At 46.8% G+C, this 21,179-nt stretch carries 22 protein-coding genes; 14 read left to right on the top strand and 8 right to left on the bottom strand.

What is annotated here, in order from left to right:
* Positions 1–203: 203 nt before the first annotated feature.
* Positions 204–1,235 carry a GspE/PulE/PilB domain-containing protein gene (locus NDI35_RS11415; RefSeq protein ID WP_445312837.1) on the bottom strand — a complete coding sequence of 344 codons (1,032 nt, stop codon included), beginning with the start codon at positions 1,233–1,235 and terminating at the stop codon, positions 204–206.
* Between the two features lie 345 nt (positions 1,236–1,580).
* Here NDI35_RS11415 and NDI35_RS11410 point away from each other — a divergent pair, with 345 nt between their 5' ends.
* Positions 1,581–1,733 (top strand): hypothetical protein, encoded by a 153-nt coding sequence (locus tag NDI35_RS11410; RefSeq protein WP_445312836.1) that lies wholly within the window; start codon positions 1,581–1,583, stop codon positions 1,731–1,733.
* Between the two features lie 142 nt (positions 1,734–1,875).
* Here the strand turns inward: NDI35_RS11410 and NDI35_RS11405 are convergent, their stop codons facing one another.
* A complete protein-coding gene (locus tag NDI35_RS11405; RefSeq protein ID WP_445312835.1) occupies positions 1,876–3,003 on the bottom strand; it encodes a HetZ-related protein 2 in 1,128 nt (375 codons plus the stop codon).
* 148 nt (positions 3,004–3,151) lie between these two features.
* Here NDI35_RS11405 and glyS point away from each other — a divergent pair, with 148 nt between their 5' ends.
* On the top strand, positions 3,152–5,299 hold the full coding sequence (gene glyS, locus NDI35_RS11400; protein WP_445312834.1) for a glycine--tRNA ligase subunit beta: 2,148 nt from the start codon (positions 3,152–3,154) through the stop codon (positions 5,297–5,299).
* 569 nt (positions 5,300–5,868) lie between these two features.
* The gene (murD, locus tag NDI35_RS11395; RefSeq protein ID WP_445312833.1) at positions 5,869–7,215 is read left to right on the top strand and encodes a UDP-N-acetylmuramoyl-L-alanine--D-glutamate ligase; all 1,347 of its coding nucleotides are present in this window, start codon (positions 5,869–5,871) and stop codon (positions 7,213–7,215) included.
* Between the two features lie 134 nt (positions 7,216–7,349).
* Here the strand turns inward: murD and NDI35_RS11390 are convergent, their stop codons facing one another.
* The 4 genes from NDI35_RS11390 to NDI35_RS11375 all read right to left on the bottom strand — a co-directional run bounded on the left by NDI35_RS11390 (position 7,350) and on the right by NDI35_RS11375 (position 8,574).
* The gene (locus NDI35_RS11390; protein WP_445312832.1) at positions 7,350–7,523 is read right to left on the bottom strand and encodes a hypothetical protein; all 174 of its coding nucleotides are present in this window, start codon (positions 7,521–7,523) and stop codon (positions 7,350–7,352) included.
* Between the two features lie 36 nt (positions 7,524–7,559).
* Entirely contained in the window at positions 7,560–7,922 is a 363-nt protein-coding gene (locus NDI35_RS11385; protein WP_445312831.1) for a hypothetical protein, read from the bottom strand.
* Positions 7,891–8,073: a hypothetical protein gene (locus NDI35_RS11380; protein WP_445312830.1), complete on the bottom strand. Its 183-nt coding sequence runs from the start codon at positions 8,071–8,073 to the stop codon at positions 7,891–7,893. The genes NDI35_RS11385 and NDI35_RS11380 overlap by 32 nt, the downstream gene beginning before the upstream one ends.
* 90 nt (positions 8,074–8,163) lie before the next feature.
* Complete coding sequence (locus NDI35_RS11375; protein WP_445312829.1) at positions 8,164–8,574, bottom strand: MAPEG family protein; 411 nt, start codon at positions 8,572–8,574, stop codon at positions 8,164–8,166.
* A 31-nt stretch (positions 8,575–8,605) separates the two neighbouring features.
* Here NDI35_RS11375 and NDI35_RS11370 point away from each other — a divergent pair, with 31 nt between their 5' ends.
* The 5 genes from NDI35_RS11370 (at position 8,606) to NDI35_RS11350 (ending at position 13,090) form a co-directional block, all read left to right on the top strand.
* The gene (locus NDI35_RS11370; protein ID WP_445312828.1) at positions 8,606–8,860 is read left to right on the top strand and encodes a hypothetical protein; all 255 of its coding nucleotides are present in this window, start codon (positions 8,606–8,608) and stop codon (positions 8,858–8,860) included.
* Positions 8,861–9,078: 218 nt separating this feature from the next.
* Positions 9,079–10,014 carry a DUF389 domain-containing protein gene (locus tag NDI35_RS11365; RefSeq protein ID WP_445312827.1) on the top strand — a complete coding sequence of 312 codons (936 nt, stop codon included), beginning with the start codon at positions 9,079–9,081 and terminating at the stop codon, positions 10,012–10,014.
* Between the two features lie 19 nt (positions 10,015–10,033).
* Positions 10,034–11,611 (top strand): cation:proton antiporter, encoded by a 1,578-nt coding sequence (locus NDI35_RS11360; protein WP_445312826.1) that lies wholly within the window; start codon positions 10,034–10,036, stop codon positions 11,609–11,611.
* 264 nt (positions 11,612–11,875) lie between these two features.
* Positions 11,876–12,655 carry an SAM-dependent methyltransferase gene (locus NDI35_RS11355; protein WP_445312825.1) on the top strand — a complete coding sequence of 260 codons (780 nt, stop codon included), beginning with the start codon at positions 11,876–11,878 and terminating at the stop codon, positions 12,653–12,655.
* Between the two features lie 99 nt (positions 12,656–12,754).
* Entirely contained in the window at positions 12,755–13,090 is a 336-nt protein-coding gene (locus NDI35_RS11350) for a cupin domain-containing protein (RefSeq protein WP_333036370.1), read from the top strand.
* Positions 13,091–13,250: 160 nt separating this feature from the next.
* On the opposite strand, the gene NDI35_RS11345 is transcribed toward NDI35_RS11350, so the two are convergent.
* A complete protein-coding gene (locus NDI35_RS11345) occupies positions 13,251–13,952 on the bottom strand; it encodes a Crp/Fnr family transcriptional regulator (RefSeq protein WP_445312824.1) in 702 nt (233 codons plus the stop codon).
* A gap of 45 nt (positions 13,953–13,997) precedes the next feature.
* On the opposite strand from NDI35_RS11345, the gene NDI35_RS11340 reads away from it, so the two are divergent.
* The 5 genes from NDI35_RS11340 to NDI35_RS11320 all read left to right on the top strand — a co-directional run bounded on the left by NDI35_RS11340 (position 13,998) and on the right by NDI35_RS11320 (position 19,257).
* Entirely contained in the window at positions 13,998–14,507 is a 510-nt protein-coding gene (locus tag NDI35_RS11340) for a CdiA C-terminal domain-containing protein (RefSeq protein ID WP_445312823.1), read from the top strand.
* Positions 14,508–14,715: 208 nt separating this feature from the next.
* Positions 14,716–15,522, top strand: coding sequence for a thiazole synthase (locus NDI35_RS11335; RefSeq protein WP_445312882.1), 807 nt, complete (start codon positions 14,716–14,718; stop codon positions 15,520–15,522).
* 69 nt (positions 15,523–15,591) lie between these two features.
* On the top strand, positions 15,592–15,759 hold the full coding sequence (gene psb34 / locus NDI35_RS11330) for a photosystem II assembly protein Psb34 (RefSeq protein WP_190735959.1): 168 nt from the start codon (positions 15,592–15,594) through the stop codon (positions 15,757–15,759).
* Positions 15,760–16,188: 429 nt separating this feature from the next.
* On the top strand, positions 16,189–18,459 hold the full coding sequence (locus NDI35_RS11325; RefSeq protein ID WP_445312822.1) for a tetratricopeptide repeat protein: 2,271 nt from the start codon (positions 16,189–16,191) through the stop codon (positions 18,457–18,459).
* 105 nt (positions 18,460–18,564) lie between these two features.
* A complete protein-coding gene (locus NDI35_RS11320) occupies positions 18,565–19,257 on the top strand; it encodes a response regulator transcription factor (RefSeq protein ID WP_333036365.1) in 693 nt (230 codons plus the stop codon).
* A gap of 107 nt (positions 19,258–19,364) precedes the next feature.
* Here NDI35_RS11320 and hemG read toward each other — a convergent pair whose 3' ends face one another.
* Positions 19,365–20,825, bottom strand: a complete 1,461-nt coding sequence (gene hemG / locus NDI35_RS11315; RefSeq protein ID WP_445312821.1) for a protoporphyrinogen oxidase — start codon at positions 20,823–20,825, stop codon at positions 19,365–19,367.
* 34 nt (positions 20,826–20,859) lie between these two features.
* Here hemG and NDI35_RS11310 point away from each other — a divergent pair, with 34 nt between their 5' ends.
* On the top strand, positions 20,860–21,024 hold the full coding sequence (locus NDI35_RS11310) for a hypothetical protein (protein WP_445312820.1): 165 nt from the start codon (positions 20,860–20,862) through the stop codon (positions 21,022–21,024).
* Positions 21,025–21,179: the final 155 nt, after the last annotated feature.

The following is a 21,179-nucleotide window of genomic DNA, read 5'->3' as shown; positions in this document are numbered from 1 at the left end:
GGGCATACAATTGCACTCTTTTTTGGAACTGGTATAATATTCTGTCACCTCGCAAAACTGCAATCAAATTGGTTTGTAGTGAAGACTTGAGTTATCATAAAACTCGCTTGGACTTTAGTCCTCACTACAAACATAATTATTATTATTATTTGACCGGACTTGATGTGAGTTAAAAAAAATTCAAAACAGTCATCTATTGCTGATTAGGACTGATCGGGATTGTGTTCGTGCAGTAAAGCTTCAATTTGGTCGTCAACATTTCTAATCACCTGTTCCAAAGCGGGCAACCCCTCTAAAGGCACAGGAGAAAGCCGAGTTCGATCGCGAATTTGATTCACTTTCCGCTGCAATTCTTCGGCCAGCCGCAGTGCGTCCCGACTCAAAGTAGACAACTGCTGCTGCTGGTAAAACCTCAAAGCTGCCCCCCGCAAAACTTGCAGGGTGGCTTCTTCCTTGCCACCCACCGTCATTACCCGCAAGCGCAACAGCAAATGAGTGTTTTGATATATGCGCTCAACTTCGACTTGTTTGGGCTGTTCCACCGGGCATACAGGCATATCTGTCAGCCGCTTCAACTCGTCGATGACCTCTTGGAAAAGGACGATATCGATACCTTCGAGCATCGATTTCAAAACGCCATCTTGACTCCAAAGAATGCGGCCTTGGGACTGGTGGCGCTCAAAAAACAGGCGACCGATTCCCTCTCGCAGCACTCTACCGAGCAATTCTTGCAGCAGTTGGGGCGCGGGCAAAGTTGCCAAAACTTCCACTTGGCTTGACAAGTGCAAGGCCTCGACATTCAAAACCGATAGCTGCGTCGGTGTCGGGGGAACCTCAGCGGCAGCAGGTTTAAACGGCTCAGGAGGGGGCATCGAGGGTTCTGGCACAGACAGCAACGTTGCTGCATTGGGGCCTGAAGTTGCTGATGGGGGATTTTTGGGTGTTGGGGCTGCGGCGGTTGCTGCCTGGCTGGGTTCTCGGACCTGGCTCCCGTGCAGCAAGTAAGCTGAGAGCATCGAGCGCTGAGTTTCCGAGGCAATTAGCTCTGTTGTGACTGAGCAATTCATGTAAGCTAAAATCCGCTGCACGTAGTCCAAGGCGGAGTCATCTTGAGCATCGACTACGCCCAATTTAAACCGATTACCTTCTAGAGATAAAGGCAAAACTTGATAATAAAGGCAAGCTTCAAAGGGGACAACTGTATCGATTAGGTGAAATATTCGATCAGAGTCCATTGTAGCTGCCGAGTGTGTTGAAGATGTATGTACCATTAGCTGCTTTGTAGTTGGAAGCGCGATCGAGCGCGACGCACCAACCTGATGCGATAAAATTAAACGCTGCAACTTCCCTGACGGAGGAATTGGCCTAACAACCGGAAGCTTTTATTAAAGAAAAATCTTTAGTCCCAGAATTTTCTCTCTTATGGATTGCAGCCTCAAATTCTACCAAAAGATTGAGAACTAGATGATGGCTAGCGCACTCTAGACCCACTATCATCGATCGCCCGAGATTGATGCCCGTGGCTGGCAACAATAGAATTATGTCTTTAATGCACAAGTATTAGAGATGCACCACAACCGATGATTTACGGGCCACCGCTGAATTTAGGATTGGTTAAAAAATCCTCAAAAGTCGATCGTGCTGCTAGTATCTTACCCCAGAGAGTGGGCTGCGATCGTCTCGGAGCGCGATCGTCACGGCAGGGCTACAAAATCCCGATCGCTCTAACCTGAATTGATACAAGGGGCATCGCGCGGTTTTCCACGGGGAAACTCGCCGCAGTCTGTGGCTGTTCGGGAATTGATTTGTAGCGCGGATTCTGAAAAATGCTACTGCCAATTAACAATTAGCAATTGCCCGCCACCCATTACCAATCTACTCGTTGCGGAGCGATTGAGCTGCTAAATAGAGTTTGCTCCACTCGCCGATGACTTGATTGGTTTTCAGCTTTAATTCAGATGCGATCGTCTCTACACTTTTCCCTGCTTTCAACGATTCTACCAACTGCCGCTGCACCGGCGTGAGGTTTTGTAAATATTGCTGCCACTGAGCCGGAGTCAAGCCCAAACTGTGTTCTTTGAGCGAAGTTTCCAACCAGTTGGCGACTAATTCCGGTGCTTGTTTGACCGCAAAAACCCGAATCGCGTGGTAACTGACTTTTTCTCGCAAGCGGTAAATTTGCTTGATCGGAACCTTCAACTCCTCGGCAATTGCCTCTTGGGAACGACCTTGGAGGTAAAGCTGCAGCCACCGGGAAGCCAGCGGATCGACTTCAGCGGCTAAATAATTCTCAAATTCTTGTTGGACAATCTGCCGCTGAGTTTGCTGCTCTTCCCAAGCTTGATTTTCTCGATACTCGGACATTGCCTGTTCATCTAGCAGGCTGAGCGGTTCGTCTGTATCTTCGGGTAGAACCTGTTCCGACACCAGCCGCACCCAGTCTCCCGCAGGCACCTGCGTCAACCCGCCCCGCTGGGCACGCCGCAGGTAGTTGACAAAACGGTACACCAGCAGCGGCTGGTTGCGGATCGGCCGCAAGCAGTATTCTTCTGTGCTCGCTAGCAGCAAAGCATTTCGCAGCCGTCTGTCTGAGGTGCATTCGGCAATCCAGGCGACTTGCTGCTGCAGGTAGCGATCGGAATTGAGCATTTCCTGAATCACTTCTTGCAGTACCTCCACCGCACTCCGCTGTCTGTCGCGACTCAGCGAAACCCACGCTTGGATTTTTTGCCGGAGCACAACCAAGCCGCCGAGCCGCCCGATCAAGTTGCGGTAAGCTTTTTCTGGCGGTACTCCCAGATACCGAGAAATCAAAATTCGATATAAAAAGTCGATCGCCCCAGAGGCAACAGACAATTGAGTTGGGCTAAGAGTGTCAAATCTTTCGGGATTGTCTCCCAACAGCCAGCGGACAACACTCTCGCGAGTGCTAGAACTCTCCTGCGGGCAATCTTGTTCGAGTCGAGACTTCCAATCTTGTCCTAGTCTTTCCGCCAAGGTCATGGGCTGTCGAGAATATTGTCTTTCACCCCCGATTTTACGTGGTATCCTGGATTTTTGAGTATTTTTCAGATAGTACGATCCTCTTCGAGGGCTTCGCCAACGCGCGATCGGATAAATTACCTTAAACAAAATTCCATTACGGTGCGATATGCCTAACTTTTTATTAGAACTCGGTACAGAAGAATTGCCTGCCTCTTTTGTCGTAAGCAGCGTCCAGCAGTGGCAGCGACTTGTACCTGCAACGCTGGCAGAAGAATCCTTGACAAATGACTCTATTAATGTATACGCTACTCCGAGGCGTTTGGCCGTTCTCGTGAAAGGGCTGCCAGTTCAGCAATTAGATAGAGAAGAAGAGGTAAAAGGGCCACCTGCGAGTTCGGCTTTTAAAGATGGCAAACCGACGAAAGCAGCCGAAGGTTTTGCGAAAAAGCAGGGCGTAGAAATTGATGCTTTGGAAGTTCGCGCTACCGATAAAGGCGATTTTGTGTTTGTGCTCAAAAAGATTCCGGGGCGGATGAGTGCGGATATTTTGACAGAACTTGTGCCGCAGTGGATTAATAAGTTAGAAGGCAAAAGATTCATGCGGTGGGCCGACGGAGATTTGAAGTTTCCGCGCCCGATTCGATCGATGGTGGCGCTGTTAGATGATACTGTACTGCCAATTACATTGGTGAGCGGTTCGGATACGGTCAAGAGCGATCGAATTTCCCAAGGACACCGGGTGTTACATCCGCAGCCTGTCTCGATTCCGCAAGCGGAGGATTATGTCGAGTGTCTGCGGGCTGCTTGCGTGGAGGTCGATCGAACCCAGCGCAAAAATCAAATTAAAGCACAAGTAGAAGCCGCAGCGACAAAACAAGGCGGTTACGCCGACATTACCGAAGATTTGTTAGAAGAAGTCACCGACTTAGTAGAATGGCCGAACGCAGTTGTTGGCAAATTTGACGAGGAATTTTTGATATTGCCGCCGGAAGTAATCACCACAATTATTGTTACAAACCAGCGGTATTTTCCCATCCTCAAAAGCCCAGATTATCCCGAACTTCTGCCCTATTTCATTACAATTTCCAACGGCGACCCCGCTAAAGCCGGGATTATTGCCGCCGGTAACGAGCGAGTAGTGCGCGCAAGATTGGCAGACGGTCAGTTTTTCTACAAAGCAGACTTGGTAAAGCCTCTAGAGGATTATTTGCCCAAGTTGGAAAAAGTTACTTTCCAGGAAGATTTGGGGACAGTGCGCGCAAAGGTCGATCGTCTGTGCAAGATTGCCAGCCTCATCACCAATCAACTGCAAATCACAGGCGAAGAACAAGCTTACATAGCAAGAGCAGCATTGCTTTGTAAAGCCGACCTCGTAACCCAAATGGTTTACGAACTTCCCGAAATGCAAGGAATCATGGGGCAGAAATACGCCTTAGCCAGTGGCGAATCGGAAGCAGTAGCCACAGCGATTTTTGAACATTATTTGCCCAAAGGTGCGGGCGACAATTTGCCGCAAACTCTCACAGGTCAAGTTGTCGGAATAGCGGACAAATTAGATACTTTAGTCAGTATCTTCGGCTTGGGAATGTTGCCGACTGGTTCATCCGACCCCTTCGCTTTGCGCCGCGCCGCTAATGCAATAATTAACATTATTTGGGCGGCTCAGTTGCCAATCAACTTGCACCAGTTGCTCGCAGAAGTTGTTGCCGAATTTACCGCAGCGCGCCCGGAAACACCTGGAGAGTTGCTATCGCAGTTATACGAGTTTTTCTTACAAAGAATTAGAACTTTGTTGCAAGAAGAAAAGAATGTAGATTATGATTTGGTAAATGCAGTTTTGGGAGAAAACGACCCAGAATATACTGAACGAGCATTGAGAGATTTGTTAGACGCACGGGAAAGAGCGCTTTTTCTGCAAGAAATCCGCAATAACCAGACTTTAGATCTAATTTACGAAACAGTCAACCGTTCAACTCGTTTGGCGGCTCAAGGTGATTTGGATAAAATACAATTGGAACCGAAAACGGCGGTGAAACCGGAGTTATTTCAAAAGTCGTCTGAACAAGCTTTTTACGATGCAGTAGTGCAGTTAGTGCCGCAAACGCAGTTATCCAAGCAAACTCGCAATTACCAGCAGTTGGTAGATAGTTTGACTGAGATTGCTCCAACTGTCAGCAACTTTTTCGACGGGCCAGAAAGCGTTTTGGTGATGGATTCTGACCCCGAAATTAAGCAAAATCGGTTGAATTTACTGGGTTTGCTGCGGAATCACGCGCGGGTGTTGGCTGACTTTGGGGCGATCGTAAAAAGTTAGAATTTAAAATATTTGAGTCCGCCTGGGATTGAAAACCTCCGCTTCAGTCCGCCGGGGGTTGAAACCCCCGTCGAGAGAGCGAAAGTCCTCTTAAGAGGACTGAAACCCACACATACTAGACTTTTCAGTCAGTTTTAACTCCTATGTTGCACCATTCTCAAATAGTCTTTTGTGAACAGGCTGTCCGGCCTGTTCCACAAGAAAATTTATCTTTTGTGGAACAGGCCGGACAGCCTGTTGCTGACAATGGTGCAATATCTCAGTTTTAACTGACTTTAGCTGTTAGACAGGGGTTTTCAACCCCTGGCGGGCATTAGGAGGCAACGGGCGGACCTGTAGGCCAACCAACTTGAGAAACTTACTTCTTAAAACTCTAGATCAAAATAACATTAAAGCTTACCAATAAAAATAGTAAATTTATGAGAATTCTTGCGGAACCGCGCGAGTCTCAGCAGAGTTCGATCGCTCTATTAAAAAATAAGCAAAATGGCCAATAGTCAACAACCAATTCAAGGTTAAGATATAAACTTATAAAACCAGGGAAGTTCGCTCCATCACACACACAACTTATGCCGATAGCTCATATCATTGGACTAGGGAAATCAGGAATTGCCGCCGCAAGACTGCTAAAACGCGAAGGATGGGAAGTAACGCTGAGCGATCGCTCATCTTCCCCAAACTTGCTCGAACAGCAACAGGAATTCGCTAACGAAGGAATTCATGTTGAGTTAGGTAAATCTTTTGAACCAGTCGAATCTATAGAATTAATAGTAGTAAGTCCGGGCGTTCCCTGGGACAGTCCAGCATTAGTGCGCGCCAGAGACTTAGGCATTGAAACAATTGGAGAAATGGCTCTCGCGTGGCGTTACCTCAAATCTCCTTGGGTGGGAATTACCGGCACTAACGGCAAAACTACTACTACTGCTTTAATTGCTGCGATTTTTGCAGAGGCAGGGCTTTACGCTCCCGCTTGCGGCAATATTGGCTATGCTGCGTGCGAATTAGCTTTAGCCGAAAAACAGCCGGATTGGGTAATCGCAGAAATTAGCAGCTATCAGATAGAATCCTCGCCGTTTGTAGCGCCGCGAATCGGTGTTTTGACGACTTTGACGCCGGATCACCTCAGCCGCCACAAAACTTTAGAAAATTACTACAACATTAAAGCGCATTTGCTGAAAAAGTCTGAATTGCAAGTAATCAACGGCGACGATCCTTGTTTGCGGCAACAAGGAGTTGACGTTTGGCCGGATGCGTGTTGGACGAGTGTGAAAGGTGAAAAAGAACTGTTGGGCGATCGCACTTTTGGAGCGTACATCGAAAACGGTTGGGTAATAGCTCAAAGCGAGAAAATTCTGCCTGCTAATTCTTTGCGGATGGTGGGAGAACACAATCTGCAGAATTTGTTAATGGCGGTGGCTGCGGCTAATTTGGCGGGGATAGATAAAAGTGCGATCGCGCGGGCGATCGCTAAATTCCCCGGAGTTTCGCACCGCCTCGAACACATCTGCACTTGGGAAGGCATAGATTTCATCAACGACAGCAAAGCTACTAATTACGACGCCGCCCAAGTCGGGTTGGCTTCAGTGAGCGCACCGGCGATTTTAATTGCGGGCGGCGACGCCAAAGAAGGGGACGATCGCGCATGGATTGATACAATCAAAGCAAAAGCTGCTGGGGTGTTGCTAATTGGGGATGCGGCAGGTATTTTTGCCGATCGGCTCGAACAAGCAAATTACAACGCTTGGGAAATAGTCGAAACAATGGAAAGAGCAATCCCGCGAGCAGCAGAATTAGGCAAACAGAACAACGCTAAAGTAGTGCTGCTTTCTCCAGCCTGTGCTAGCTTCGATCAATACCAAAACTTCGAGCAACGGGGCGATCATTTCCGCCAATTATGCCTCGAATCCCTAGTTTAGATATGTCATTGTTCGCTGTGTATAAATTAAGATTGTTCTACACAGCGAACACTAACAAAATTCAATCTGCGTTCATCCGCGTCTATCGGCTTACATCTGCGGTTAAAAATTAAAACCTCTGATTTCCGCCTACTTTAACTAACCGTCTTCCAAATAGTCTTAATTCTATCCTGTTGTTCCCCTTCTAGAGCCTGAAAAACTATCATTATTTCCTCATGAGTATAATCAATAATGATGGCCGCTAAATGAGCAGCGGTTTCCGCTTCCAGCATGGCTGTTTTTAATTTGGCCATTGCCTCTTTATCCATTAGCACTAAAGTTTGAATATTGACCTCACTTTCATTTTAATGGTGTCTGCAAATGTCTTTTAATTGGGTCTGAAAATCAGAAATCTGAGCAGCACTTATTGTATCAGAATGCGACGAGGAGATTTTAAATTCTTCGCTGCAAAGCTGAGAGAGCAATTTTTCATCAATCTCCAGAATCCGGTCTTCGGAAGCGAGATTTTTTTGCAACAAAGTTGCGATTTCTCTTTCCAGTTGGCGATAGCCTTGCTGAAAGAAATCTTGAGAGTTAGAACCAAACAAACCGCTATTGACTTGCTGAATTTGGCTGGGTGTCAGCGATTGAGCCGAGACAGCAGCCGGAAATCCCAAAGATGCTGCTAGCCACCAGCTAGAAATTATCTGTTTGAGAATGCTGTTCATCACTGTCGGGAGGAGTTATTACCTCAGTTGGTTTCTCGTTTTTTGACTCGCTTGCTAATTCATCTTCTCGTTCAAGTTTTTCTTGCCACTCGACAAGCTGCTGAAAAAGTTTCGGGTTAATTTCAAATACGGGTTTGTTTGTTTCTGACATATTTACTCCTAACATTTATTACATTTAACTGGTTCCCAGGCAGAGCCTGGAAACGAGTAGAAAAACAATTATGTCGATCAGAAGTTACGCTCAAACCTTCAGCAGCGACATAATTATGCCTGTTAATGAACCCCCAAGCAAAGCTAAAGTAGCTAAGGTACTAATGCCAAATCCTGCAGCTCTTTTTTCGGCAGCTTGATAGTAACCCCAAGCAAACAAAATGCGTCCAATTATCCAAACTGCGCCGATACCGGCGCCCCAAATTGGGCTGATAAATTGCGAGAACAGCCACAGCGAGGGCAAAAATAGAATCATTTGCTCTAAGGTATTTTGCTGAACTCGCACAACTCGCTCAAAGTCTGGGTTTCCTGTCATCTGCGGGGGAGAAACTTTGTGTTTGAATCTAGCTCTGCCGACGTTGATGGTAACAACGAAGTAGAGAATTAATGCTGAAACAGTAATTAGACTAGGCCAAAGTGTCGCGTTTGCTTCTGCGAGCATGATTCGGTATTATTGGGGTGGAGTAGATATCTTGATTATAAATCAATTATTGCCGATCGCGTCATTCATCGCCATCCAGTCATTCAAGGCAGGGGATGTGATTCAACTGCTGGGTATTAGTGGCGCGGCAATTGCTTTAGAGTTCCGGGACATCCTCGAAAACTTGCGGGCTGGGATTTTGATTCTTTTGCTCGCACCTGCATACGGATACAAGCCCCCGACTCTTGTCGTGAGTAGCCCAAATTTTAGACTCTTATTCAAGAGCACAGATTCATCTGTGGAGTAAATTTAAAATCTAGAATCTAAAATCTAAAATCTAGAATCTAAAATCTAAAATCTAGAATCTAAAATCTAAAATCTAAAATCGACTGACCGCACCTGCATACGGATACAAGCCCCGGATTTAAGGAGATTATTTTGCTCAACCATATTCGAGACCGTCTTAAATATTTCACCAGGAGCAGAATTCATCGAGAGCATTTAAAGCAAATACGAGTTGACTTGTTGGAAGAATCAACCCTAGATATTAACTATCTTGTCTTAATTCTAGGCTCCTGTATAATTGCCACCTTTGGACTGCTTGCCAACAGTGCGGCCGTAATTATCGGTGCAATGATCATTGCGCCTCTGATGTTGCCAATCCGAGGGTTAGCATTTGGAGCGGTAGAAGGTAACGTTCTCATCTTCCGCAAAGGTTTAGTTGCATTAGCAGTCGGGACGGGGCTAGCAATTTTTCTAGCTTGTTTTTTGGGCGCTTTGGTACAACTTCCCGACTTTGGGAGCGAAGTTCTAGCTCGTTCTAAACCTACATTACTAGACTTAGGAATTGCGATCGCCGCTGGGGGAATCAGTGGCTATGCGAAAGTTCAGCCCAAAGTTTCTGCTACTCTGGCGGGAACTGCAATAGCGGTGGCTCTCATGCCGCCAATTTGTGTTATAGGTTTAGGCTTATCTCAAGCTAATTGGTCGCTCAGTTTGGGAGCCAGCCTCCTGTATCTTACTAATTTGCTGGGAATTACTCTCTCCTGTATGCTAACCTTTTTGATGGCCGGCTACACCCCCCTGCATCGCGCCCGTAAAGCCCTCTTTTGGGCGCTAGCATTGACGGCTATACTTGTAATTCCTCTGGGCGTGAGTTTTGCGGAATTGATCGAGCAAGCGCAACTCGAAGCCAGTCTGAAGCGGGCTTTGCTTAACCGAACTATCACTTTTCAACGGGTGGAACTGATTGCAACTGATACTAACTGGTTGACGAAACCGCCGGAAGTGCGTCTGATTGTTCGCAGCAGCGAAGCTTTGACACCCAAACAAGTGCAGCTTTTAGAAGCATTTGTCGAAAAAGAAATGGGTCAAAAATTTACCCTAATTTTTCAAGTCAGTCAAGTTGAAGAAGTGCGGCGATCGACGCTGAATAAGTCCCGCTCGAAACCGAAGCCTTAACTATTTTCTTCCTAATTATATGACCCCAGAAACTCTAATTAACGAAGCGACTATCGAGGGCAATCTCAAGAAATTTCTTTTAGTGCTATTAGTTTCCTTAAGTGTGGCGATACTGCCCCAAATATGGGGCTGGTTGCGCCAAATTCCCTACACGCTGCTTTTAGTAATTGTCGGGTTGGGCTTGGCTTTTATAGATGTGCGATTGGTGTCGCTCTCGCCCGAATTGATTCTGTTGATTTTTTTGCCGCCTCTTTTGTTTGAAGCTGCTTGGAATCTGGAATGGTCTAAACTCAAGCGGGATTTAGTGCCGATCGCTCTTTATGCGGTTTTGGGTGTTGTTATTTCCGTTGCTGGCGTGGCTTTTGCTCTCAACCAAATAGCTGGAGTTTCTTTAGCAATCGCCCTGTTGGTAGGAGCTAGTATATCTGCTACAGATCCTGTTTCAGTTATTGCATTGTTCCGGGAACTGGGAGTGGAAAAACGCCTAGCTTTGCTGGTGGAGGGAGAGAGTTTATTTAATGATGGCATTGCTGTTGTTGCCTTTAGTTTTTTGGTGGGATTCTCTTTAGGGACGGATGAAGTTGGCATCCCATTTCTGGTGGCGCGTTTCTTAGCTTTTGTGGGCATTGGGATTGCTGTCGGGAGTGCGATCGGTTTTGGTATCTCCTATCTCACCCAACGGTTTGATTTACCTTTGGTGGAACAATCGTTAACCTTAGTTTCAGCCTACGGCACTTATATAATTGTTGAGGAATTGGGTGGTTCTGGGGTGATTGGTGTGGTGGTGATGGGCTTGATATTTGGAAATTTCGGCTCTCGTATCGGTATGCAACCCAGCACCAGACTAGCGGTAACACAATTTTGGGATTTTGTGGCGTTTTTTGTAAATTCGATCATGTTCCTGCTGATTGGCGATCGAATTAGTTTTGCTGGTTTGGGAGCGAATTTAGGAGTCATTGGCATAACTGTGGCGGCGATGTTTGTGACACGAGCGATCGCTATTTTTGGTTTAGGATGGTTGAGCAATAGGTTGGCAAAATCTGAAATTTCATTAGCCGATAGAACTGTGATTTGGTGGGGAGGATTGCGAGGTTCTGTATCGATTGCTTTAGCTTTGAGCGTGCCGGAGGTTTTCCCAGAGCGGGACAAAATTATTGGGATCGTGTTTGGCGTAGTTTTATTTACGCTGCTAGTACAAGGTTTAACCACCAAGGCGCTGCTGGAAAAATTGGGGTTGTTGAGCAACCAGGAGTTGCGTCAGCAGTATCTGGAGGCGATCGCCCAACGTGTTGCTCTCAATCGGGTTCTCAAGCATCTATCTGAAGTATCGGGCGATCGTAGAATCGAGCCTGAGTTTTCCAATCATCTCGTGAGTCAGCTTCAAGAAAAATTAAACTTGCTGCAAGCAGGAATCAACCAAATGTACGATCGATCTCCTGAACTGCGGCAGATGACTATCGACAAACTCGAAGGGGATTTGCAGGCAATAGAGGCTGATACTTATGCTGAATTTGTGCGATCGGGTCAATTGAAGGAGCTGCCTGTTTCTGTGTTGAGGCAATGTTTTCAAGAGCGGAATGAGACAATTGTTTCTTAATAGGATGTTTGTAGGGATAATCCCCGTGATTGTCCCGCTGATGTGGAAATTTTGCCTAAGTCCTAAAACCATCAAATTTTTTGTTTCTTATTAGATTCCGTGTTGGCAATCAAAAATAGTCCGAATTGTTGAGGGGCGGACATGGTATAATTCCTGATATTGTAGGGTTCGTCAGCCTACGATAATTTGAATATGAGCTAGATCATAGAAAGATTCTGCAGAATTTGGCAAACTGAGAGTAAGGTTAAATAGGAGGTCAATTTAATGACCAATACTGCTCTCAATTTTAAGACTGCACCCGGACATGAAGTGCTCGCGGCGGCTGGTAAGAAAATGTTGAGGCCGGGGGGGAAATTTGCTACGGAACAGTTATTTGAATGGGCGGATTTTCAGCCTGGGGAGACTGTTTTGGAGTTGGCTGCTAGTTTTGGATATAGTTCGATCGCCCTTGTTGAACGTTTTGGCGTAAAAGTAGTGGGAGTTGAGAAAAATCCCGAAAGTGTGGCCCGCGCTCGTGCTAATGTTGCAGCAGCCGGTTTGAGCGATCGAGTGGAAATTGTGGAAGGAGATATTTTTCACTTGGATCGGATTTCCCAACAGTTTGATTGGGTGTTGGCTGAAGCTATCCTGACAATGCAGTCGCCGTCGGGGAAAGCTAAAATTGTATCGAGAATTTGCGATCGTTTAAAACCAGGCGGGAAGTTTCTCTCTCACGAACTTTTAGCTAGAAACCGAGAATCAGAAATTCACAAAGCTTTATCAGAAGTGACTCGGGCTAATTCAACGCCTTTGTCTGAGTCGGGCTGGATTGCTGTTTACCAAAACGCGGGTTTGCAAGTAGAAAAGTGTCAAACCGGGGCGATGGGCCTCCTAAATTTGTCGCGAATGCTGCAAGATGAAGGGTTTGTGGGTACTGTGCGGATTTTGTGGAATATATTAAGTCGATCGCAAATTCGCGATCGTATCTTAGCAATGCGTCGAGTTTTCCAGCATTACCAACAGGATCTAGGCTACATCGTTATGTCTGCCAAAAAACAATCTTAACCGATTCAATTGATTTTCGATTTTCACTTTTCGATGAAAGAAAGTGAAGCCACTGATAAATTCAAGGCTTGTGACCAAATTAATTAATTGTCAAAAACTATGACTACTACTCTTTTACCGCTACAATCTTCAGCAATCCAACTCCGAGACGCAATTGAATATCCCGCCGCCGGAGTGCTGAACAAAATTTTAGTCAAAGACAAGAATTGTCAGTACAGTTTATTTTGTCTGGCAGCAGGAACAGAAATTTCGGAACACTCTTCGGCACGGAATGCCACAGTTAATGTCATAGAAGGAAAGGGTATTTTGACTTTGGAAGGGAAGGATATTGTTTTGGAACCGGGGGTATTTGTCTTCATGCCGGGTCAAGCTCTTCACGCTTTGAAAGCTGAAGAAAATTTGGCGTTTATTTTGACACTTTCTGAAGTCAATTAATTCCCGAAATATTGCTTTTGGGGCGGGTTTTATACTTGCCTAAAATCAATAATCTCATCAACCCGCCCCGATTCACAGATTGTGGGGGCGGTTTTATATAGTGAGTAGCAGTTAAATATTGTTTGTGAAACCTGCCCTACAAGAATTGGGATGTTAACATTTAGTCTATTTCTTCTCCCGAGGCGATATCCTCCAATTTTTCCCAATCCAATACAATAATTTTACCGCCTCGACTGTAAGATACAAAAGGCTTGAGTTTCTTAAACAACCGCACGCATTCTTCGTAGGTAATTCCAATACTGCGAGCAATTTGATAGTAGGGAAAACGTTTTTCTAAACATACACTATTATCCGCAATCTTCGTACCTTGCTCGACGGCAAAGTAATGAATAAATCGGGCCAGCCGCACGATCGCCCTTTCCGACACCAAACCGTGCACAGTCTCGTGCAGTTGCTGCAACCGCTGATTAAACACCGCCAATATTCGCAAGGCAATATCGGGATTTTCCCGAATTGCTGCTAGCAAAACTTCCCGTTCTGTGGTAAGAACTTCCACATCAGTTTCAGCAGTCACCGTTGCGGGGGCAATGCCGTTGCCTAGCAAAGCAGGTGCAGCAAAAATATCTCCCTGAAATAAAGTGCGGAGAATTGTTTCTTTGCCCGCAGCCGCTGTTTTTGCAACCCGCAGAGAACCGCTCAAAAGAGTGTATAATTTTTCGGGGATGCGATCGCCCTCATACATCACAACTTCTCCCTGTCGGTAAGTCCGAATTGCTGTATGTTCTTGCAATCGCTCTAATTCAGTTTGGTTTAAGCTGGTAAATATTCCAATTTTAGCCAGTTGCTCAACAGTTGATTTCATACTTTTAACTCTACCCGCTCGGAGTCTATTGACAGTATAATAACGGTGAATTCAGAATATATCGAAACAAGCAGAGCCATCTACGAAAATGCAGAACCAGAATATCGGCGATATTATTTTGATGAGATAGCTGGCGGATTTGTGCTAATTCACCAACAACATAATCTTAATAATTCGGAAATCTTTGTGGCTGAAGTTTTGGCTAAAATAGGGAAGAGAGTTAGAATGTTGAGCGAGCAAGCAGCAGAGGGTGTGAGAACGCCAGATGCTGAGATAGACGGTGAGATTTGCGAATTTAAGGAGTTGACAGAACAGACTCAAAACATCAGAGACCGAGTGCAAGAAGGCATCAGTAGAGCAAAAAAACAAGGTGCAGTAACGGTTATTTTTCACGTAAACCGAAAGAGTTACGAGTTTTGGAAGGTAAACGACGGCATCAGAAAAGCTTTTTATTGGGACGACACACAACGGATTCAGAGCATTATATTAGTATTCAATAGCGAAGAATCTCAAGAAATTACTAGGGAGGAATGGGAAAATGGAAGACGTTTTTAATGAGTTTGAAGAAATTATACAAAGAGGATTAAAAAATAATATGCCGCGAGATGCCAAATTGATAACTGTTGGGCAAATTCTTTATGCAGTTACCCGCGATGAGCTGACAAATAAAGAAGGTTGGCAGCTTGAAGCAATGCTGGGAGGCAGAAAAAACTGGGAAGAGGCACTTGAGTACAGCATTTTTGGCTATCCAGTAGATACAGAAATGCCATCTTTAGACAAACCTCTGGTTATTGCAGGCAAAACTTTTCATTCTCGCTTGATGACGGGGACGGGAAAATATCGCAGCATCGCAGAAATGCAGCAAAGTGTCAACGCTAGCAGGTGCGAAATTGTTACCGTAGCTGTGCGGCGAGTGCAAACAAATGCTCCCGGTCATGAAGGATTGGCAGAGGCTCTTGATTGGACTAAAATCTGGATGCTGCCAAATACTGCTGGTTGTCAAACTGCGGATGAGGCGATTAGAGTAGCTCGTTTAGGCCGGGAAATGGCGAAACTTTTAGGGCAAGAAGACAATAATTTTGTCAAATTAGAAGTGATTCCCGATGCTAAATATTTGCTGCCAGATCCGATCGGCACTTTGGAAGCTGCAGAACAATTAGTTAAAGAAGGTTTTGCCGTTTTGCCCTACATCAACGCCGATCCCCTGCTGGCAAAACGCCTCGAAGAAGTCGGTTGTGCGACAGTCATGCCTTTAGGTTCGCCCATCGGTTCAGGGCAAGGGATCAACAATGCGGCCAACATTCAAATAATTATTGACACGGTGAAGGTTCCTGTAGTTGTCGATGCGGGGATCGGAACGCCCAGCGAAGCAGCCCGAGCAATGGAAATGGGAGCCGATGCACTGTTGATTAATTCCGCGATCGCCAATGCCCAAAATTCCCCGGCAATGGCAAAAGCAATGTCCATGGCAGCAGAAGCGGGCCGGATAGCGTACTTAGCAGGCAGAATGCCGATCAAAGATTACGCGATCGCCTCTTCCCCCCAAACAGGCACTGTCACCTCCAAATAAATGGCCGAATTTTCCTGGGCGCTTTTTTGGTACAGTTGTAAACATCAAAAATATTAAGGATTGTGACTGATGCCTTACATCAAAGATGACGATGGACGCCTGAATAACTTTGCTAAAGAGCCGAAGGTGTATGAAGCCGTACCTCCCAACCAGCAGCAGCAACGGAACTATATCATCATGGGAATTGCAGCAGCCGTGTTGGTCGCGGGTTTGGTGTTTGTGGCTGCTTCCGTCTAAAAGCTGGGCTTACACTCAAAGCTGATTCAAATCGCAATTTTAAATAATCATTCAACAAACCATGTTTTCCAACCAATGGAAACATGGTTTTTGTGTTTCAATACAAAGCAGGTAGTTGCGACAATCCTGAAGCGTGCCGAGCAAGCTGGAAAGCTAAATAAGACCAGCATAAATTTGGTGTTTTCCTCTCGGCTGTCGGGGTCAGGGACTTGAGTTGCACTTAATCACACGGGTTCGTCACCCACATAAAATTGCCAATTGAAAATCTACAATCCTTTAGTCATCACCGGTGCGATTGACTGCCTTCGGGCCTTAGTTGTGAGGTATGAGCGATCGAGATTTCAACTCTCAACTCTACAATCTAAAATCTACAATCCAAAATCTAAAACCTAAAACCTAAAATCTAAAATCTAAAATCGGCTGATCCTGATGTCTATTCCTTCCCAAAAAGTTTCTAGCTCAAACAAGCTGATCTATCAACGCTTGAAACAGGCGATCGACCTCAATTTACGCCGTCAAATTTTTATTGCCGCCTGCGACGACTTGTGCCTGCGGGACTGTCTGGCAGCCCGCTTGCACGCAGAATTAGCTGCAGAGAGCGCTGGCTCCGATCCTCGCTCCCCGATCGACTACCCCCGATTTGTCAGTTTGGAACTTGACTTGAGCAATCCAAATCCTTGGGGTTCGATCGCCGCGTGGCTGACCCAACACCCACCGCCGCAAAACAGAGGCAGCTACAGCCGTTTGCCGGGATTTCAAATTCTCGGGGCAGAACACCTGACCAGGCAGTCAGCAGCCGTGCAGTGGTCGTTCCTGAGCTATTTGAGAGACATTGAAGCAAACCTGCAAATGTGCGAGTCTACTCTGTTGCTGTGGGTGTCGCGGCCCTGGCTAAGTTCGATCGAGCAATCGGCCCCGGAATTTTGGCACTGGCGAACCGGAGTATTTGAGTTTGAAGGCGAACCAACTCCAGCTAAGGGAGACTTCGGGGACTTTGATGACTTCGGGAACTCAGGAGACTTGCGAAACCTGCGGGACAACCGAGACTTTGGCAACCAACTTTTAATATCTTCTTTCTCTGGACAATCCCCAATTCCCGACGAACAATCCCCAAGTTCATATCCCCCGTCTCCAGCGCCTGATTCTAAATCCGTCCAACTGAGAGAGGACGAACAATCCCCAATTTCCCATCCCCCGTCCCCAGCGCCTGATTCTAAATCCGTCGAACTGGCAGATTTGGTGCTAGCAGCAGCCTCTGAGGAGTTGGAAGCAGAAAATGATGCCACATCAGAGGAGAATTTTCTGCCGCTGCAAACTCTGCAATACATCGAACTGCTGCAAGAACATCAGTGTTCTTGCGAAGCGTTGGCTTTGGCTTATCACAGTTTGGGGAATTACTACCGCGATCGCATCCTGGGCGGAGACGTTTCAGAGCAAAACTTGACAATAGCCATTCGCGCGATCGAACAAGTGATTGCGTATCTCGAAGTTGACACCAACTCCCAGCAAAATCAACCACTAACTGAGGAATGCGCGCGGCTGATTGCTCAATTGACAGAAAACTTAACTCAGTACGCCCAGGAGTCCAACAGCCTACCGCCAATTTCCGATTTGCTCAACGATCTCGGCACTCTCTACTGGATGCTATCGCGCGATCGCACGCAGCATAACGCCTCAGATCCAGTATCCAGCCTTGAACGCAGCATCGCCCTCTACCTTGAAGGTTTGAACCGAACAGATGCCGAAACCGTACCCCAAACCCGCGTTAGATTAAACAAAAATTTGGGAATCGCCTCGGCCGATTTAGCCCGCTATCGAGACAAAACAGAGAACTTGCAGCACGCAGTTGCAGCTTACCAACAAGCGCTGCTGGATCTAGACCCCGCCGTGGAACCTCAGCAGTACGCTGCTGCTCAGAATAATTTGGCGACAGCATACTGGAATTTAGCCCAAGATGGTGAGCCGATCGTATATCTCAAAAGCGCGATCGCAGCTTACACCCAAGCCCTCTCCTGTTACAGTCCCGAACGAGAACCCCTCAACTATGCCGGAGTGCAAAACAACCTCGGTACCGCCTGCTGGAACCTCGCCCAGCACGAACCCTCAGAACCCCTGCTAGTCAGGGCGATTTCCGCCTACCGCGAAGCATTGAAATACCGCACCCGAGAATTAGTACCCGCAGCAGCAGCCGCCACTTACAATAATCTCGGTACCGCTTATTGGCATTTGGCGAACCACTTCCAGCAGAAACGAGCGCGGACGGAATCATTGCAGCAGGCGATTACCGCCTACGAAACCGCCCTGGATATCGCCGCAGAGCTCGATCGAACCCAACTCACCTTTGACGCCTTGGCCGCCCGCAACAATCTTGGACTAGCCCACTATCAACTAGCCATAGAACCCGATTTTGCCGCTAATAAAGCTGCACAGACAAGCCATCTAGAAGCCGCACTACACCACCAGTTGCAAGTGTGCGCCGAATGGGGACAACATCTCAATGACAAAGGGTTAACATATGGGGATAAACTCAACCTGCAAGCCCCGGCAAACTCCCAAGCTGCTGATTCCCGGCAAACAGCATTGAGCTATATTGTCAAAACGATTAGAGCTTTCTATAGTGAATGTGGGCTGCCAGGCCAAAATTTAGCCTTATCCAAAGTTCCTGGAGATTTATTGCCTGAAATTTTGCGTAGGTTATAAATAGGGCTATAACTATTAAAAGCTCAATTTTTTCGAGATTTGTATCCAGTTTTCTATTATTATGGCTGAATATTCTTGCCTAATTCTTCAAGCAAACTTGTGGTCATGGCCCCTGTAAAAATCCTTGTGGTTGATGACGACCCGGCAATCCGAAATTTAATTCACCGTTTTTTGAGCCAGCAAGGTTATCAAGTTGAGTCTGGCGAGGACGGTCAGACTGGTCTGGAATTATTTGAGCAACTCAATCCTGACTTAGTAGTTCTAGATGTAAATTTACCTGATACAACTGGCTATAAACTGTGTCAAGAAATGCAAAGACGCACGGGCGTGTTTGTGTTGATGCTGACTGCCCGAACCGATGAAGCTGACAAAATGAAAGGGTTTGCCGAAGGTGCTGACGACTACATTACTAAACCTTTTAGTCTTGTAGAGATTGGAGCTCGCGTTGCAGCAATTTTGAAGCGCAAACGCATTGTTACTCCCGCCGAACAACAAACTCTTACTTTTGGAGAGCTACTAATAGATCCGGTCCGCCGCGAGGTAATTCTCGGTAGTCAGATAGTTGCTTTGACTGCTTTAGAATTCGACCTGCTGTACTGTTTGGCCAGCAAACCCGGTCGCGTGTGGAGGCGATCGGAATTGCTGCATGAAGTGTGGGACTACGAGTATGTAGGAGCCGATCGCGTGGTGGATGTCCATATAGGTCAAATTCGCCGCAAAATTGAACCAGATGCCACTCAAATTTCGATGATTCAAACCGTCCGAGGCGTGGGTTACAAGTTTGAACCCACAACCTAGTAACATTGGGCAGCGGATATGAAGGCAGAAGGCTGTAGGCGCGGGTTCACCAATATCTCGGATTAACATACTCGATATTGGTAAACCCGCCCTCCCCAGACAATCATTCAGATCGATCGAGTATCTGATTGTTTGTTCTGCAAATACTCGCCCACTTCTCGTGCACGCTCAAAACCCCTTCGCACGCAATCTCCCAAAGCCACGCCGCCGATGTAGTTGCTGCACAAATACACCCCAGGCAAAGATTTTAAGCCCTCATCAATTTGTTGCAGGCGATCGAAATGCCCCAAATTGTACTGAGGAATCGCCCGCTTCCACACATTCACCGCTAAAACTTTTGGCTGTGGCACATCTGGTTTCAGCAAAATCCGAGACAAATCTCGGTGCACCTCCCGAACGATTTCTTCTGAGTCGAGATTGCCAATTTCCGAGTCTGTTGCCCCGCCGATGTAACTGCTGAGAGTTTGCCACCCTGCAGGCGCGCGATCGGCAAATAAACTTGATGTCCAAATCGTCCCCAGAGTGCGAATTCCCTGCCCCCTCGGAATTAAATTTCCAAAACCTACTAATTTACCCTTGACATCAGACTGCGGATATGCTAATACAACGCAGGCAACCGTAGGATAAGTAAAAGCTTGTAAAGCGCTGCTAACTTCCGGTTGCAGAGGCTGCAACAAATCGGCTGTAACGTAAGCGGGCGTAGTCAAAACCACGGTGCGCGCCTCAACTTCCTGCTGTCCGTCGGGCGTCGAGAATACAGCAATGTAAGTTTCGCGTTCTGTGCGCTGGAGGCGAGTCAGATGCCAGTTGAGTTTCACTCGATCGCCCAATTCAGCAGCGATCGCCTCTGGCAAAGCCTTCAACCCCTGCTTGAACGAACCCAACTCCCCCGGCCTAGTCTTAGGAACATTCGGGTCTGCAGGCAATTTCTTCGGTCTTTTCCTAGCAGAAAGCAGCGCCCCCGCTACCAGCCCGCCACCCACATCAGCCATCTTCGTTACCCGCCCAAAAGCCGCCGCCGCGCTAAGTTGTTGCGGATCGCCGGCATAAACCCCAGAAACAAAAGGTTCCACCAACCGCTGCATCACTTCCGTCCCCAGATGACGGCGGAAAAATTGAGAAACAGTTTCCTCGTCACCCTGCTGCGAAAGTCGATCGCCCATTGCCGGCCCGACAAAGCCCAAAGCCCCGAACAACGCCCGCAGTTTCCCTGGAAAACTCAGCAACTGAGACTGAATCATCGCCGGTGGACTCATCGGCACCGGTTGCAGCTTTTTTTGCCAATAAACATAACGAGGCAATTTGCGATCGGCAAAAATCAACTCCTGCTTCAATCCCACATCCACAGCCAACTTCATCAATTCCGGCGTCGGCGAAAAACTGTTCGGGCCCTCCTCCCAGAGAAACCCTTCGGCTGTCACAGTGGTGATGTTCCCGCCCACACGTCCCTGACTCTCAGCGACTAAAATCTTCAGCGAGGATGGACTCGTTGCTTCCTTGTGAAGTGCGTGCGCCAAACTCAAACCGCTAATACCCGCACCCACAATCAAGGTATCTAATAGTTCCATATTACATAGAAAAATATCGCAATCTTTATGTTACATGGCTTTGCACGGCTTACGTTCTTTGCTGGGCTTACTGCCAAACCGCTTTCAGATTACCAAATTGGGAATTGCGAATCGAGAATTGGGAATCGGGAATTGGGAATTGGGAATCGGTAAGCCCTCCGGCATTTCTGAAGCATTTTTCTCGCAGGTTGTTGATTAACCTCTGCCCACATCCCCGTCTCCTCGTCTCTCCATCTCGCTTTTGTATCCGCTGGGTCTGGTTTAAAAAAAGAGTATCTGCTGTAATTAAGCTCTATTCCCCAAAATACTATATTCTTTAAAATTTTTGTATTATAGGGAACAGCGCCGAAAATT

The organism is Microcoleus vaginatus FACHB-2002 (genome assembly GCF_040004035.1).
Classification (GTDB): domain Bacteria; phylum Cyanobacteriota; class Cyanobacteriia; order Cyanobacteriales; family Microcoleaceae; genus Microcoleus; species Microcoleus vaginatus_C.
The sequence above is the reverse complement of the archived record's forward strand: the minus strand, read 5'-3'. Positions and strand labels throughout refer to the sequence as shown.

Coding starts and splice junctions, on each gene's coding strand:
- NDI35_RS11415 (WP_445312837.1), bottom strand. CDS start 1,235: ATGGACTCTGATCGAATATTTCACCTAATCGATACAGTTGTCCCCTTT.
- NDI35_RS11410 (WP_445312836.1), top strand. CDS start 1,581: ATGATTTACGGGCCACCGCTGAATTTAGGATTGGTTAAAAAATCCTCA.
- NDI35_RS11405 (WP_445312835.1), bottom strand. CDS start 3,003: ATGACCTTGGCGGAAAGACTAGGACAAGATTGGAAGTCTCGACTCGAA.
- glyS (WP_445312834.1), top strand. CDS start 3,152: ATGCCTAACTTTTTATTAGAACTCGGTACAGAAGAATTGCCTGCCTCT.
- murD (WP_445312833.1), top strand. CDS start 5,869: ATGCCGATAGCTCATATCATTGGACTAGGGAAATCAGGAATTGCCGCC.
- NDI35_RS11390 (WP_445312832.1), bottom strand. CDS start 7,523: ATGGATAAAGAGGCAATGGCCAAATTAAAAACAGCCATGCTGGAAGCG.
- NDI35_RS11385 (WP_445312831.1), bottom strand. CDS start 7,922: ATGAACAGCATTCTCAAACAGATAATTTCTAGCTGGTGGCTAGCAGCA.
- NDI35_RS11380 (WP_445312830.1), bottom strand. CDS start 8,073: ATGTCAGAAACAAACAAACCCGTATTTGAAATTAACCCGAAACTTTTT.
- NDI35_RS11375 (WP_445312829.1), bottom strand. CDS start 8,574: ATGCTCGCAGAAGCAAACGCGACACTTTGGCCTAGTCTAATTACTGTT.
- NDI35_RS11360 (WP_445312826.1), top strand. CDS start 10,034: ATGACCCCAGAAACTCTAATTAACGAAGCGACTATCGAGGGCAATCTC.
- NDI35_RS11355 (WP_445312825.1), top strand. CDS start 11,876: ATGACCAATACTGCTCTCAATTTTAAGACTGCACCCGGACATGAAGTG.
- NDI35_RS11350 (WP_333036370.1), top strand. CDS start 12,755: ATGACTACTACTCTTTTACCGCTACAATCTTCAGCAATCCAACTCCGA.
- NDI35_RS11345 (WP_445312824.1), bottom strand. CDS start 13,952: ATGAAATCAACTGTTGAGCAACTGGCTAAAATTGGAATATTTACCAGC.
- NDI35_RS11335 (WP_445312882.1), top strand. CDS start 14,716: ATGCCATCTTTAGACAAACCTCTGGTTATTGCAGGCAAAACTTTTCAT.
- psb34 (WP_190735959.1), top strand. CDS start 15,592: ATGCCTTACATCAAAGATGACGATGGACGCCTGAATAACTTTGCTAAA.
- NDI35_RS11325 (WP_445312822.1), top strand. CDS start 16,189: ATGTCTATTCCTTCCCAAAAAGTTTCTAGCTCAAACAAGCTGATCTAT.
- NDI35_RS11320 (WP_333036365.1), top strand. CDS start 18,565: ATGGCCCCTGTAAAAATCCTTGTGGTTGATGACGACCCGGCAATCCGA.
- hemG (WP_445312821.1), bottom strand. CDS start 20,825: ATGGAACTATTAGATACCTTGATTGTGGGTGCGGGTATTAGCGGTTTG.
- NDI35_RS11310 (WP_445312820.1), top strand. CDS start 20,860: ATGGCTTTGCACGGCTTACGTTCTTTGCTGGGCTTACTGCCAAACCGC.